General features: G+C 38.3%; 16 protein-coding genes. 7 read left to right on the top strand and 9 right to left on the bottom strand.

Going from position 1 to position 13,925, the window contains the following annotated elements:
• Nucleotides 1–733: 3-deoxy-D-manno-octulosonic acid transferase (locus E1140_RS13715; protein WP_425482032.1), on the top strand; the 733-nt coding region annotated here is incomplete at its 5' end.
• Complete coding sequence (gene rsgA, locus E1140_RS13710; RefSeq protein WP_155184796.1) at nt 730–1,650, top strand: ribosome small subunit-dependent GTPase A; 921 nt, start codon at nt 730–732, stop codon at nt 1,648–1,650. The genes E1140_RS13715 and rsgA, both read left to right, overlap by 4 nt.
• 3 nt (nt 1,651–1,653) lie before the next feature.
• On the opposite strand, the gene E1140_RS13705 is transcribed toward rsgA, so the two are convergent.
• Genes E1140_RS13705 through E1140_RS13690 form a run of 4 tightly spaced genes read right to left on the bottom strand, consistent with a single transcriptional unit; the run spans nt 1,654 to nt 4,454 of the window.
• Entirely contained in the window at nt 1,654–2,514 is an 861-nt protein-coding gene (locus tag E1140_RS13705) for a glycosyltransferase family 2 protein (protein ID WP_155184793.1), read from the bottom strand.
• On the bottom strand, nt 2,511–3,428 hold the full coding sequence (locus E1140_RS13700) for a hypothetical protein (RefSeq protein WP_155184790.1): 918 nt from the start codon (nt 3,426–3,428) through the stop codon (nt 2,511–2,513). Before E1140_RS13700 ends, E1140_RS13705 begins: the two co-directional genes overlap by 4 nt.
• 11 nt (nt 3,429–3,439) lie before the next feature.
• Nucleotides 3,440–3,916, bottom strand: coding sequence for an Mpo1 family 2-hydroxy fatty acid dioxygenase (locus E1140_RS13695; RefSeq protein WP_155184786.1), 477 nt, complete (start codon nt 3,914–3,916; stop codon nt 3,440–3,442).
• Nucleotides 3,917–3,944: 28 nt separating this feature from the next.
• Complete coding sequence (locus E1140_RS13690) at nt 3,945–4,454, bottom strand: DUF4442 domain-containing protein (RefSeq protein WP_155184783.1); 510 nt, start codon at nt 4,452–4,454, stop codon at nt 3,945–3,947.
• 72 nt (nt 4,455–4,526) lie between these two features.
• Between E1140_RS13690 and E1140_RS13685 the strand changes: the two genes are divergently transcribed.
• The 3 genes from E1140_RS13685 to E1140_RS13675 are packed head-to-tail and all read left to right on the top strand — an operon-like array spanning nt 4,527 to nt 7,732.
• On the top strand, nt 4,527–5,657 hold the full coding sequence (locus E1140_RS13685) for an NAD(P)/FAD-dependent oxidoreductase (RefSeq protein ID WP_155184780.1): 1,131 nt from the start codon (nt 4,527–4,529) through the stop codon (nt 5,655–5,657).
• Nucleotides 5,658–5,703: 46 nt separating this feature from the next.
• Nucleotides 5,704–7,149, top strand: coding sequence for a Na+/H+ antiporter NhaC (nhaC, locus tag E1140_RS13680; RefSeq protein WP_155184777.1), 1,446 nt, complete (start codon nt 5,704–5,706; stop codon nt 7,147–7,149).
• A 1-nt stretch (nt 7,150) separates the two neighbouring features.
• Nucleotides 7,151–7,732 (top strand): 3'-5' exonuclease, encoded by a 582-nt coding sequence (locus E1140_RS13675; RefSeq protein ID WP_155184774.1) that lies wholly within the window; start codon nt 7,151–7,153, stop codon nt 7,730–7,732.
• Here the strand turns inward: E1140_RS13675 and E1140_RS13670 are convergent.
• On the bottom strand, nt 7,729–8,343 hold the full coding sequence (locus tag E1140_RS13670; RefSeq protein ID WP_155184771.1) for an IMPACT family protein: 615 nt from the start codon (nt 8,341–8,343) through the stop codon (nt 7,729–7,731). The genes E1140_RS13675 and E1140_RS13670 overlap by 4 nt on opposite strands.
• A complete protein-coding gene (locus tag E1140_RS13665) occupies nt 8,340–9,233 on the bottom strand; it encodes a hypothetical protein (RefSeq protein WP_155184768.1) in 894 nt (297 codons plus the stop codon). The genes E1140_RS13670 and E1140_RS13665 overlap by 4 nt, the downstream gene beginning before the upstream one ends.
• Before the next feature lie 112 nt (nt 9,234–9,345).
• On the opposite strand from E1140_RS13665, the gene E1140_RS13660 reads away from it, so the two are divergent.
• A complete protein-coding gene (locus E1140_RS13660) occupies nt 9,346–10,041 on the top strand; it encodes a head GIN domain-containing protein (protein WP_155184765.1) in 696 nt (231 codons plus the stop codon).
• 38 nt (nt 10,042–10,079) lie between these two features.
• On the opposite strand, the gene E1140_RS13655 is transcribed toward E1140_RS13660, so the two are convergent.
• The 3 genes from E1140_RS13655 to prfB all read right to left on the bottom strand — a co-directional run bounded on the left by E1140_RS13655 (nt 10,080) and on the right by prfB (nt 13,111).
• Nucleotides 10,080–10,772, bottom strand: coding sequence for a lysoplasmalogenase (locus E1140_RS13655; RefSeq protein ID WP_155184761.1), 693 nt, complete (start codon nt 10,770–10,772; stop codon nt 10,080–10,082).
• Nucleotides 10,765–11,919, bottom strand: coding sequence for an MFS transporter (locus E1140_RS13650; RefSeq protein WP_155184759.1), 1,155 nt, complete (start codon nt 11,917–11,919; stop codon nt 10,765–10,767). Before E1140_RS13650 ends, E1140_RS13655 begins: the two co-directional genes overlap by 8 nt.
• A 96-nt stretch (nt 11,920–12,015) precedes the next feature.
• Nucleotides 12,016–13,111, bottom strand: a protein-coding gene (prfB, locus tag E1140_RS13645) for a peptide chain release factor 2 (protein ID WP_155184756.1) whose coding sequence is annotated in 2 segments (ribosomal slippage) — nt 12,016–13,050 and nt 13,052–13,111 — 1,095 coding nt in all. Because the reading frame shifts where the segments join, the coding sequence is not laid out codon by codon here.
• A 249-nt stretch (nt 13,112–13,360) separates the two neighbouring features.
• On the opposite strand from prfB, the gene E1140_RS13640 reads away from it, so the two are divergent.
• Complete coding sequence (locus tag E1140_RS13640) at nt 13,361–13,864, top strand: hypothetical protein (protein WP_155184753.1); 504 nt, start codon at nt 13,361–13,363, stop codon at nt 13,862–13,864.
• Nucleotides 13,865–13,925: the final 61 nt, after the last annotated feature.

The following is a 13,925-nucleotide window of genomic DNA, read 5'->3' as shown; positions in this document are numbered from 1 at the left end:
CTATCTTAATATTTTAAAAAATGTGACATACTTCTTCGCTCAGAATAGAGCTACAAAGTTGCTTTTAGAAAAACATGGTGTGGATCAGGTGAGCATTTCTGGGGACACACGATTTGATCGTGTTGCTGCCATTGCAAAAAATAAAAAAGAACTGCCTCTGGTTAAAAAATTCAAAGCTGACAAAAAGATAATGGTTGTGGGCAGCTGCTGGTCAGAAGATATTGAAGTTCTGCTACCTTTTATAAATGCTTCTGACATGAAGTTTATCATTGCCCCGCATGAAATTGAAGGAGGAACAATAAGTAAGCTGGAAAAGGAATGTATGCGTGATACCATACGATACTCAAAATTGGAAGAGTCCACCGGAGATGAAGACGTACTTCTTGTTGACAACATAGGTTTACTTTCAAGCCTGTATGCTTATGGGGAGTATGCTTATGTTGGTGGTGCTTTTGGAGCTGGTTTGCATAATATTTTAGAGGCTGCTACCTATGGAGTGCCTATTTTCTTTGGTAACAAAAACTATAAAAAATTTAATGAAGCCATAGAACTTATTAACCTTGGTGGTGCTGTTGCAATCGGCAGTTACACGGAATTAAGAGATCAATTCACCATCTTTATGGAGGATACTGCATTGCAAATAGCAGGTCAGGTTAATATGGATTACGTAAAAGATAATACGGGAGCAACTGATAAGATTTTTGAATACTGCCAGAAGCTAATAAAGTCATGAGAGGATTAGTTATCCGATCAACAGGGTCCTGGTATGATGTACTTGCAGAAGACAACAAAACTTATGCTTGCAGAACAAGAGGTAAGTTGAGGCTGTCTGGCTTCAAGACAACTAACCCCATAGCAGTAGGTGATAATGTGGAGTTCGATTTGGAAGCTAATGAAACTGAAGGTCTCATTTATGCCATTCAAAATCGAGATAACTACATCATTAGAAAATCAATAAAGAATAAAAATCAAGGCCACATAATTGCAGCCAATATTGACCAAACAATACTTGTAGCAACTTTAACACTGCCGAGAACGTCCCTGGGATTTATTGACAGGTTTTTGGTTTCAGCCGAAGCATTTAGAATACCTCAGGTGCTAATTTTTAATAAAAGTGATCTATTGAGTTCAAAAGAGCTGGAGAAACAAAACGAATATATTAAGCTGTATCAAAACATTGGGGTTGATTGCCTGGTAGCGTCAGCAACTGAGAAAATAGGCATTGAAGAAATCAAAGAAAAGTTAAGTGGTAAAAAAAGCCTTTTTTCTGGGCACTCTGGTGTAGGTAAGTCTACACTCATCAACTGTATCGCGCCTAAACTCAATCTAAAAACATCAGATGTTTCTTCATTTTCAGATAAAGGTGTTCATACCACCACTTTTGCCGAAATGTTCAACTTAGGAGAAAATACATTTATTATAGATACACCTGGCATCAAAGAGCTTGGCCTCATTGATATGGAACAGGATGAAATTTCAGATTACTTTCCAGAAATGAGAGACCTGATTGGAGAATGCAAATTTCATAACTGTAAGCACACTCATGAACCTGGTTGTGCTATTAAAATTGCCGTTGAAGAAGGTCAAATTGCAGGAAGTAGATACAAAAGCTATTTGAGCATGCTGGAAAATGACGATAATAGGCGTTGATGCTTATTTGAAAAGTAAATTCAGGTATTTAAAAAGCAGCTTTATATTTCCCGTCCTTATACACTGACGCATTTCATAGTAAATTCTAGTCCTTAATGATTTGTGCTCATCTATGGTTACATTCATTTCTTTAATTTTCTCACAAATGTCCAATGTGCTGTACATTTGATCACTCTTATAAACATACTGTTTAGTAGACATAGAATTTGGTAAAACCCTTCTATGAACTAAGACCTCATCGGTATAGCAGTATTTATACTTTCTCGATGAACGAACCAAAAAGTCAAAATCTTCATATGTGAGTTTTTCATTATAACCACCTAAATACTCAAAGACCTCTCTTTTCGAAAACAAAGTAGGCGGACAAATAAAGTACCTTTTAACCAGCATAGAATATATATCACCTTCTGGCGGAGGTTGAAGTGCTTTCCCTTTATTATCGGTTTCGTAAAACTCCTTTAAAACGGAATTGCTTTCATCAACAATATGAGCATTGCTAAAATTAACCCCAAAGTCATCACCAGCATTTTGTAGTGCAAAAACTCCCTTTTCAATTCGTGCAGGTAGCAAAATATCATCTGTTGCAAAGTCAATGATGAAATCACCTTTTGAGGCTTTATAACCGACATTAAAAGCCGCGCAGCTCCCAATATTCCTCTCTAATGGCATGTATTTTATTTGGGCATACTCTTTCGCCAGCTGCTCAATTACTTTATGACTGTTATCTGTACTAGCATCATCTACAACTATTAATTCAATATTAGGGTAAGTCTGATTCAGAACAGACTCTATGGCTTCTTTTACAAACCTTTCATGGTTGTAGCAGAGAGCTATCACAGAAACTAATGGGAGCTCTGTGGTCATATTATATTCCATTTAAAAGTAGACCTGAGAGAAGGAAATCCACCTATCTGCCTTTTAAATTCAATAAGACCAGGCTTGGTTTTGTTTTCCTCTTCTGAACTGCCTAAATCTATGGTAGATATATCATTACTTAAACAGTAGTTATAAATTCCTTCATATAATTTAATTAATGACCCATGCCTGTCATAGTCGTTTAAGTGCCCTGCATAAAAAATGTACAACGCTGAGTCTGATATCTTTAAAGCAATTGCCCCTGCAATTAGCTTAAAATTATCGCTAACACTAAAGATTAGAAAATCATCAGCGATCTCCTTAACAATATTACCCAACTCAGATAGGGTTAATGAAAGCTCATATCCTTTTTCAATTCTAGAAGTTAAAATACAGTCATAAACGTCCTTTAGTTCAGCTCTATCTTGAATATTAAATTGATATTCAGAGGACTTTGCAAGAAGCTTTCTTTTAGTTCTATTAAGAATGGCAGTATAAGGTTTAGCCCCCACAGGAATACTAATATGCATCACACTTTTTACAAGAGAAAACCCATTATCCAATAATGACTGAAAGAGTAAAGTCTGATTGATTTGATCAAGACTAGCAGGTGGAAGGATTATTTCAATACTGTGAATTTCAACCTTTTGCAGCTCCTCAATTATAATCCCAACAAAATCATTTATTGAGCTGTAAGATAAAGGCCCAACATCAATCCCCCCAAAAGTTGCACGATAGGGGCTTCTAGCAACATCCCCTTCAATATGAACATGAAATGAAGCCTTTACAAGCTTCTTTTTTTCATCTAACCAATAAAAACTTTTCCATCCCTCTTTGGCTTGAGTTAGCCTGTGACGTTCTGTGTTAAATAGATATTCTTCAAAATCGAACTTATATCCTTCCGGGACTTCAAAACTCAGCATTTATGGTTGCTTCAATAAGGAATACCAATTTTTTTATAAACAAAGTGCATAAGCCACGCGGGTCCAATCATTAAAAACTGAATGTCTTTTAAAAATGACGGCTTTTTCCCTTCTACCTTATGTCCGTAAAATTGACCAATCCATGCGATAACGAATATGCCAAGTGACAACTGCCATAAAGGAGCAATATCAACAGCCTCCAGTTGATTAGCCAGAAAAAGACATAATACTGAGAACGCGGCCATGCCTAAAGCCAAAGACCACGAGAGTGCAATATAGTAGGCAAGAACAAGAACCAATATGATCGTAGCCCAATTTGCATACGGACTAACAGATACATTGCTATGCAGGAAACCACTAGGAATAGACCAAATTAAACCAACAATACTGAAGAAGATTGCAGGCACGCAAACCCAGTGTATAGCCTTGTTTGTGCTGTTTTGGTGACTTTCACCATATTCAGAAAGTAATTCATCAATTTTTCTCATAGTAGTACAATTTACAAATTGATGCCGGCTAATTCAACTTTGTTTTTACTTTATCCCATGACTTTACCTGCCAATGTACCTTGCCAGTAGTAAGGTGATTTCCTTCAGTGTCATGGATTTTAATCTCACAAATCACCACTGTAGATTCATTGTCCTTCAAAGGATTATAAATCTTTTCTTCCAACCATTGGTCATTGATTTCAAAAGTCCCAAAGCCATCCATCTTTCCCTGATAATGATACTCCATTTCCAATGTTTTTAAAATGATGCGAAACTTCTTAGGGTCAAGTCTTGATATCATTAAAAAACCAGTAGAGAATTCTGATAATGTAGCAAGAGCACAAGCGTGCAAACCTTTAATATGATTGAAATTACCTCTTTTGTAAGGCAATTTAGTTTTTATCGTGGTGTCCGTTATCTCAACCACCTTAAACCCGTGAGGTTTATTAAATGGGATCATACGATTTAAACCGGCATTAAGAAGCCATAAATAAAAAGAAGACGATTTGGCCTTCTGAACAATCTTAGTTGTATCCATAAATTAAAAAATGATTGAAAAGATACTCAATACTGGTGAAACATCTATAAAAATCGTTATTTCAGCCCAGCTATGTTAAGTTACTGGGAAAAAGAATCGTTTGTAAACTATGATCATATTATCATAGGAAGTGGAATTGTGGGCTTATCAACAGCCATTTCGATAAAGGAAAAAAAGCCTGATGCGGATATTCTTGTACTCGAAAGAGGCATATTACCCACAGGCGCCAGCACTAAAAATGCCGGGTTCGCCTGCTTTGGAAGTTTGACTGAACTTCTGGAAGATATTAAAGTACTGGGCGAAACTGATACTCTGGCTTTAGTTAATGAGCGGTGGGAAGGTTTAAAAAAGCTCCGAGAACGGGTAGGTGATAGAAATATGGATTACCTCTCATATGGAGGTTACGAGTTAATGCGAGATGCCGAACTTCCCTACCTTAAAGCTATAGATCAGGTAAACGAGATGCTTTTACCACTCTTTAAGCAATCAGTATTTTCCATTGATGATGAAAAAATAAAAAGCTTTGGTTTCACTAAAGGCGAAATCAAATCCATTGTAGTCAACCCCTTTGAAGGGCAAATTCATACTGGCAAGATGATGAAGTCTTTATTACAGTTGGCTTACAAAAACAATATCAAAGTACTTACAGGAACTGAAGTATTGTCGTTCGAAGATAATGGAGCAGAAGTCTCGGTAGTTGCCAAAAACATGGTAACTAACTCTGAAATTGTTTTCAAGACTAATAAAGTAGCGGTCTGTACCAATGCCTTTACCAATAAACTAGTTCATAACCTTGATATAAACCCTGGCCGTGGGATTGTATTGGTTACAAAACCATTACCTAAACTTCCCTTTCAAGGAGTATTTCATATTGACAAGGGCTATTATTACTTCAGAAATGAAGGCTCGAGAGTTATTTTCGGAGGTGGTAGAAATCTTGATTTTGAGGGAGAAACTACAACAGAGTTTGAGGTTAATGATAGGATACTCGCAGAGCTCAAAAAGCAATTGAAGGAAGTTATTTTACCAAACACTCCATTTGAAGTTGATCACACTTGGGCAGGAATAATGGCCTTTGGAGCTAATAAACAGCCGATCTATAAACAGCATTCGTCAAATGTTCATCTTGGCGTAAGGCTTGGCGGAATGGGCGTGGCCATAGGAAGTCGCATGGGAGAAAAACTAGCCGAAAAGATGCTCTAAATAGCTGCAATTTTATATCTTCGGCATTTAAACTGAATACGTGCGCATGGAAAGTAGACATAAGGAACCTTCTCTTATTCTGTCATTATTACCAATTTTCTTTCTTATTATTTTATTGGCTGCCAATGTTTACATCTTTAGTGATGATGCATCCTACGGCCCTAATCAAATTGCACTCATCCTTTCTGCTGCGTTTGCTGCAGTGCTTTCATTAAAACTTAAATACCGCTGGGAGGAAATACTAGATGCCATTGTAAAAAGCATCAGTTCTGCCATGTCAGCTATTCTTATACTATTAATGATTGGCGCCTTAGCTGGAACCTGGTTAATAAGTGGTGTAGTACCTGCCATGATCTATTATGGTCTTGAAATATTAAACCCTACTATTTTCCTTTTTGCTGCAGTGATAGTAAGTGCCGTGGTGTCTTTAGCAACAGGTTCATCATGGTCAACGGCCGCAACTATAGGCATTGCACTTATGGGTATCGGACAGGCGCTTGGAATTCATGAAGGAGTAATAGCAGGAGCTATTATTTCCGGAGCCTACTTTGGCGATAAGATGTCTCCGCTATCAGATACCACAAATTTAGCACCTGCTATGGCTGGCACTGACTTGTTTACCCACATCAGATATATGGCACTAACCACAGGGCCGTCCATCATTATAACGTTAATTATTTTCCTTATCTGGGGATTTAGCATTGATGGTAATGCAGCATTAGGTACTGTTTCTGAGGTTCAGCAAGCAATAAAGTCAAAATTTGAAATCAACCTGTTTCTATTTGTTGTTCCTGCTGCGGTTATCTTCCTAATTATAAAAAAGATGCCTGCTTTGCCTGCACTTTTAATAGGGACATTATTGGCAGGAGTTATTGCTATTATTTTCCAGCCGCAAATTGTAATGGCCGTTGCGGAAAGTGATGTGTTTAGCATCAAAACTGCTTACACAGCGGTTATGAAAGCGATGTTTACCGAAACTAATGTTGCTACTGGCAACGCCATGGTAGATGAACTACTGACAGCTTCTGGAATGGAAGGAATGCTCTCAACAGTATGGTTAATTGTTTGTGCCATGATATTTGGAGGCGTAGTTGAAGGCAATGGTATGTTAAAGAAAATAGCCGGCACCATTATCGGGTTTGCTCATTCTACCGGTTCTTTAATTGCTGCAACAGCAGGAACGTGTATTACTTTTAACTTAACGGCATCTGATCAATACATTGCCATTGTAGTACCAGGAAGAATGTATTCGAAAGAGTTTGAAGATCGTGGACTGGCTCCGGAAAATTTAAGCCGAACACTTGAAGATTCGGGCACCGTTACTTCTGTGCTCATTCCATGGAATACCTGTGGTGCCTACCAGTCTTCAGTTTTAGGAGTGGCCACTTTAACTTACCTACCATACTGCTTCTTTAATATCATAAGCCCATTTATGACCATATTGTTTGGGTATGCTAACATCAAAATCAAGAGGATAGAGAAAGAAGATTAATATGTTTGCTACCACAATTTCCAATATAGAAATTAATGAGCTTGAGCTCGATCGCTTTGAAGGTGAAATACATTTAATCACCGAAGAAAAAGAGTTGAAAGCGGCAATGAAGACATTGTCTAAAGAAAGTGTTGTTGGTTTCGATACGGAGAGCAAGCCTGCCTTTAAAAAAGGAGAGTTCAACAATATATCTCTCATTCAGATTGCAACAGAAACTGATGCTTACCTTATCAGAGTAAACAAAACAGGCATCACCAACGAACTGCATAGTTTCTTTGAAAATAAAAATATTATAAAGGTAGGCGTAGCATTAAGAGATGACCTCCGTGACTTGAACAAACTAAGACCATTTACTCCTGGAGGTTTTGAAGAGCTTAACCATATGGTGAAGGACATTGGTATTGAAGCCAATGGACTAAGAAAGCTAACTGCCATCATTCTGGGATTTCGAATTTCTAAAAATGCTCAGGTTTCCAACTGGGAGAATGAAACACTGACAGAAAAGCAAATCAATTATGCGGCTACAGATGCATGGGTCTGTATCTCTATGTATAATAAACTTACAAATCAGGGATACTTCTAGTCCTCAACCTTAAGATCAATCTTATGACCCAGGTCATTGAGCAACTGCACTTTTGATTCAAGTTGCTCGGCCAAATTGATTTTTATGGTGCCTATGAGCTCACATGACGCTTCAAATTTCTGATCAACAATATTAATTTTCAACTCATTCACCAGCCTCATCACTTCATTGGTGTCATCATAACCATACTGAAGCACAATCTCATTTTGTACCTCAACCGTAATAAAAGAAGCATTATCTAAAGCTTCTTCTGCGGCTAGTTTATATGCATTGATTAAGCCACTTACACCGAGCTTTGTTCCTCCAAAATACCTGATAACCACAACCAAAGTATCAGTCAGCTCCTTTGAATTAATCTGACCTAGAATTGGATCTCCAGCAGAGTGATTAGGTTCACCGTCATCATTGGCTCTGAATGTTTTTCTATCTGCGCCAAGTACATAAGCATAGCAATGGTGGCGAGCGTCATAATATTGTTTACGAAGGTCTGCCAGGAATTCCTTAACCTCCTCTTCGCTTGTCACATGAGTCGCAAAACCAAGAAATTTACTGCCCCTATCTTTAAACAGCCCTTCTCCAGGTTTAGCTAATGTTTTAAACTCCGTAATCATTCAAAAATTAGTTTAAGCTCTTGATATGATATAAGAACAATGGATGAAATAGCCAGAATTAAACCTAAAAGGTTGATTCTGGATAGCTTCTCTTTAAAGAATAAAACAGATACTAATGCGGCTATTAAAATAATTCCAACATTCAATAGTGGATAAAATATTGCTCCGTCATTTTTAAAATGCGATAAGCTTCTCAAAAGAAAATATATTGAAAAATAATTCACCACGCCAAGAACTACTCCCCATATAACATTCTTAAAGGCTATTCTATTTTTACCTAGCATAATTGAACCTAATCCAATAATTGAGGCTGAAGAAAATATTATAATGGGGAAAATTGGTTCTGTTTCAGGGCTTAGGTATTTGAAATTGGTAAAGTTAATCACCGAGTCTATAAGACCACTTAAGAGAAAAACGGCTATTGGAAGAAAGATGGACAATCCTGGTACATGGACTGTTTCTATTTTCTTTCCTTTAAGTGAGCTCAGTAAAATGGCCAAGATAGCCAGTGCCATTCCTACATAGTTTAATGATGAATACTGTTTGGACTGGATACCTAAAACAAAAAGACTCATAAGCACAGGAATCATCAAAGACATTTTGGAAGCAATGGAAGACACAGTCATGCTAAATATTTGTGTCGTTCTGGCCATGAGATAAAAAGTGCCTATAAAAACTCCCCCCAATATCGCACCAATAATCACCCAATCTGTTGACCAACTAACAGCATAAAGAGCCGACTTATCTTTAAGAAAAATAATGCCTGTGGCTACACAGGTAACATAATTAAAGACAATGGCCTGTAAGGTATTGAGGTTAAATACCTTAAAAAGTCTGAAGCAGACAAAGATGCCTATGTTGCTTAAAATACAGAGTAGAAGTGCTACCATACAGTGGACAAATCTAAATAAGTTGACCAGACCTGTAACCTTCTTTGAAAAAAAAGGTCTTATACATGCAACCTCAACAATGAGATTAGAGTCTTTCTGAAAAAATAACAACATGAAAAAAATATTAATACTTTCAACATTTATCTTCAGCGCGTTAGTTGCATTTGCACAAGATTCAGAAATAAGAGATGTAAGTTCATTTGATGGCATATCATTGGGCTCATCCGGGACGCTATTTTTAACCATTGGAAGCGAGCAAAAGGTTGAACTAAAAGGAAAGTCAAGCGTAATTGAGGACATCATCACTGAAGTGCGTGGAAGTACACTTATTATCAAACAAAGAAATTCGAGCGGATGGTTTAGCTGGTCAAGCAGCGAGGACTTTGATGTGTATGTGACTGTACCATCTATAGAAGCCCTTGACGTTTCAGGATCAGGAAGAATTTATGGCAAGAGCAAAATTGCCTCAAGTCGTTTGGACTTAGGTGTAAGCGGATCTGGAAGAATGGAAATAGATGTAGATGCTTCAATGATTGAGGCAAGTGTTTCAGGTTCTGGTAGAATAACTGTAGATGGTAAGGGCAAGGATCTTGAAATCCATATCAGTGGGTCAGGGTCTGTAGATGCAGAGCATCTGGCAGTAGAAAATGTAGAGGCTAGAATTTCAGGCTCTGGCAGATGCGAAGTTAATGTTTCAAAATCAATCGATGCCCGCATAAGTGGCAGTGGCAGCGTTTATTATAAAGGGGATCCCGATAAGGTCAATAGCAACACGTCAGGGTCAGGCAGAGTGAAGAAGATTTCTTAGAAAAAGTTTAGGTTAAAACTCAAATTGAAAAAGGGGGCTTATGCTCCCTTTTTTGCGTTTATATGGTTGATGATTCCCTTAACAATTAAAAATTGTGCGAGACAATAGGTGGTCATTATCCAGAAGCCTGCATAAGCAAAATGCTCCAAAAACTTGTTGATTGCCAGCAGAGAGTCTGAAATCATAAACATAATGGCACCACCAAATACGTAAGAAAAGCTCTGGATTGATGTATAACCATAACGCAGCAAAGCAGTAATAGCCATCACTACAATTACGGTTGCATAAACCATCACGGGAATCTTCATCTCACCCAAACCCGGTTCCAAAATATAAACAAGGGCCAGTCCAGCGAGTATAAGCGTAGAGCCATGCCTCAGCTTCTGCGAGGACAACAATGGATTTACTGCAGTTTCATTCTTTGCCTTTCTATAGCTAAAAACATACGTAACATGAGCCAAGAGAAATGAAGCCAATCCAAGAATGAAAAACATTGGGTTCTGACCTTCAAACATTAAAAACACATCTCCTAACCAGGAAAGAAATAGTGCGGCTAAAGTGATATGAAACAAGCTGTTTCGATCTAAAACCGAAGCATAGAAGTACCCAATTAGAGAAATTACTATTAGCGGTTTAGTGATGGAAAGCACATCCATATTGAATAAATGACCTGCTAAATGGACAATAACTATTGTCCAGAAAAATGAGAGCGAAAGTTTTATTTTATTCATGACTCAATGATGCCGAAATTTTTTTTCTTCTCGAAATCAAATATGTCAGCGCTACAAGAGCTAGTCCTGCTCCCATACCAAAAGTGATAGGGAAATTCTCTGGGTTGTTCGAGAATGTCCATCCAGATAAAATGGCTCCTAACATAATACCAGCCTCCAAAGCAATGAAAGTAGTAGCCATGGCTTTGCCCCGGTTTTTCTCATCACTAAGGTCTGCTGTCCAGGCAAATAATGTGGGCGAATTCATACCTACTGCCAATCCATAAATAACAGCTCCGGTAAAAAACATGTTGATATTATCCGCAAAACCCACCGTCAGCATTCCAGTAGTATACAGTACTGCAGCGAGTTTCAGCACAGGTTCACGACCAAATTTATCAGAAATCTTTCCGGCAAATATTCTAACCACCAGGGAAGCAAAAATAAACACGGTCATAAAAGTGCCCTTATTCAACCATGCACTCTCAGATTTGTCAAGTCCAAGATGAACCCCAAAATCTGGTATCACGGTAAGAATAATACCAAAGGAAAAAATGGTGAGAAACATCACAATGGATGGTGGAATAGCAGATTTCTCAAAGATCTCATTCCTAGATATCGATAAATGAGAAAGTTTAAACTTCTCTCTGTTTTCCAGGGTCTCTTTCATACCGGCCAAAATGATGATGGACAGAATGGCAAAAGCTGAAGAAACACCAAACATAACATCGGTTGAATAGCTCTTGGCAATGGCACTACCAATAGTGGCCCCGGTAGCCATGCCTATAGTGCCAAAGAAGCTGGACAACCCCATGGCCTCACCTCGTTTACTTGCCGGTACTATATCGGCCACATAGGCCACAGTACCCGTTGGTTTAAAACCTGTAGAAAAGCCATGCACTAATCTCAAAGCGAAGAACCCGAAAATTGTAGTTACAAATGGGTAGATAAAACCTAGTGCAAAACATACCGAAGCTCCAAATACCATCACAGGTATTCTGCCAATCTTGTCAGTCAGCTTGCCACTGAAAGGTCTTGATAACCCAGCGGTGAGTGTAAAAAGCGAAATGATAAACCCTTTATAATCTTCTCCACCTAGCTTGGTCAGGTATGCAGGCAACTCGGGGATGATCATATTAAAGCTGGCAAAGAACAAGAATGAGCTCATGCATAAAAGCCAGAATTGTAATGTGTAGGTTTTTTGTGCCACGGGCTTATTAGATCTGTTGTATAAAAAAGAAGCCGGAACAAGTCCGGCTTTTAATTAGTCTTCCGAATTGTCCTGGTAGCCGAGCAAAAATGCCTTAATGTAATCATCCAGGTCACCGTCCAGTACATTTTGAACATCTGTACGCTCAACACCAGTACGGGCATCTTTAATCAACTTATAAGGATGCAATACGTAATTTCTTATCTGCGAGCCAAAATCAATACGCATTTTACCAGCTTCCACCTTATCGCGCTCTGCATTACGCTTCTCAAGCTCCATTTGGTAAAGTCTTGACTTCAACATCTTCATGGCCAGCTCCCGGTTGGCCAGCTGCGAACGCTCCACCTGACAAACCACCACAATACCTGTAGGCTTGTGTGTCAGCTGTACTTTAGTCTCTACCTTGTTTACGTTCTGTCCACCGGCACCACCAGACCGTGAAGTGTGTAACTCCACATCTGCCGGGTTGATATCTATCTCAATATCATCATCAATCACGGGTGAAACATAAACCGAAGCAAAGGATGTATGTCTTCTACCTCCAGAGTCAAAAGGTGAGATTCTGACCAAGCGATGAACACCTATTTCAGATTTCAACTTACCATAGGCGAATGGGCCATCGAACTGCAAAGTAGCTGACTTGATACCTGCCACATCACCAGCCTGATAGTTAACCTGCTTTACAGAGTAGCCCTCACGCTCACCCCACATGATGTACATACGGTTGAGAATGTCTGACCAGTCCTGACTCTCAGTACCGCCTGCTCCAGGGTTAATCTCCATCAAGGCACCAAACTGATCTTCCTCACCACTGAGCATCTTTTTAAACTCAAGATCTTCAATGGCCTTCTCAGTTTTTGCAAATTCTTTATTGATCTCCTCTTCACTCACCTCATCCATTTCATAGAATTCATTGAGCGTTTCAAGATCATTGTATAAACTTTCAACTTCAGTAAAGCTGTCTGTCCATACCTTTTTAAGCCTTAGATTTTTCAGGATTTTTTCTGCTTCTTTTGGGTCATTCCAAAATTCCGGTTGCGCAGTTACAAGCTCCTCTTCTTGTACCTCTGCAAGCTTCTTGTCGTAGTCAAAGGTACCTCCTCAAAGCCTCTACTCGGGCTTTCAAGTCTTTCAACTCGTCTGTAGTCATGGGTAGTTTTTTAAAATTTGGGCAAAACTAACGAATGCGCAGTTATGATGCTCGGGATTGGTTTAGAATAAATTGGAGACTGATGTTTAGTTTATATTTTTAATTAACTAGTATAGTATTAAAGAATTAATAATGATTCGAATTTCAATTAAAGTATCTATTCTCCTTTTGGGTTGTAATAGCAAAGTCCAAGAAATGCAGGTAGATAAGGTAGATAGCATCACTGCATAATCCAATATAGAGGCTTCCATGGATACTGAGGCAGAACAGAAACATGAAGAAATACTTTACAAGGACAGCGTTTGGTTGAATGATGCAGTACAATTTACTTCTACTCAAAAGGAGGTTCTTGACAAACTTGGTAAACCTGACAGCATTACTACACCAATGTTTGAATGTGGTGCTTACATTCAAGGAGAAGAGCCTTGGGGAGATAAAGTGAATATTTGGCACTATCAAGGAACAGAAATTGTCACATTTAAAGATAGAGCCGAGATTATGAAAATAAGGCTTAAGGGATGGGAATGTACATTACATGATTCGCAAATGATATTTTCAGGAGAAACATCGATTGAGGATTTACGTGAAGTTTTCCCTAAATCAGTAAAAAATTCCTACGAATGGAAAGATGTGACTAAAGGAATAAGATATACTCTTGTAAAAATTGCCCCTAATCCAAACTACGATGATTCTTGGATACTTAAGTTCTATAAGAATCAATTAATTGAAATTGAATATTACACACCTTGTTAAAATTTACGGTCACTTTTCTCACTCTATGTAACTAATGGCGAACTTTGAGAGGTTGACCAAA

It is taken from the genome of Fulvivirga lutimaris (assembly GCF_009711525.1).
Taxonomy (GTDB): domain Bacteria; phylum Bacteroidota; class Bacteroidia; order Cytophagales; family Cyclobacteriaceae; genus Fulvivirga; species Fulvivirga lutimaris.
Note: the sequence above shows the minus strand (reverse complement) of the source record. Positions and strands in the feature narration are given on the sequence as shown.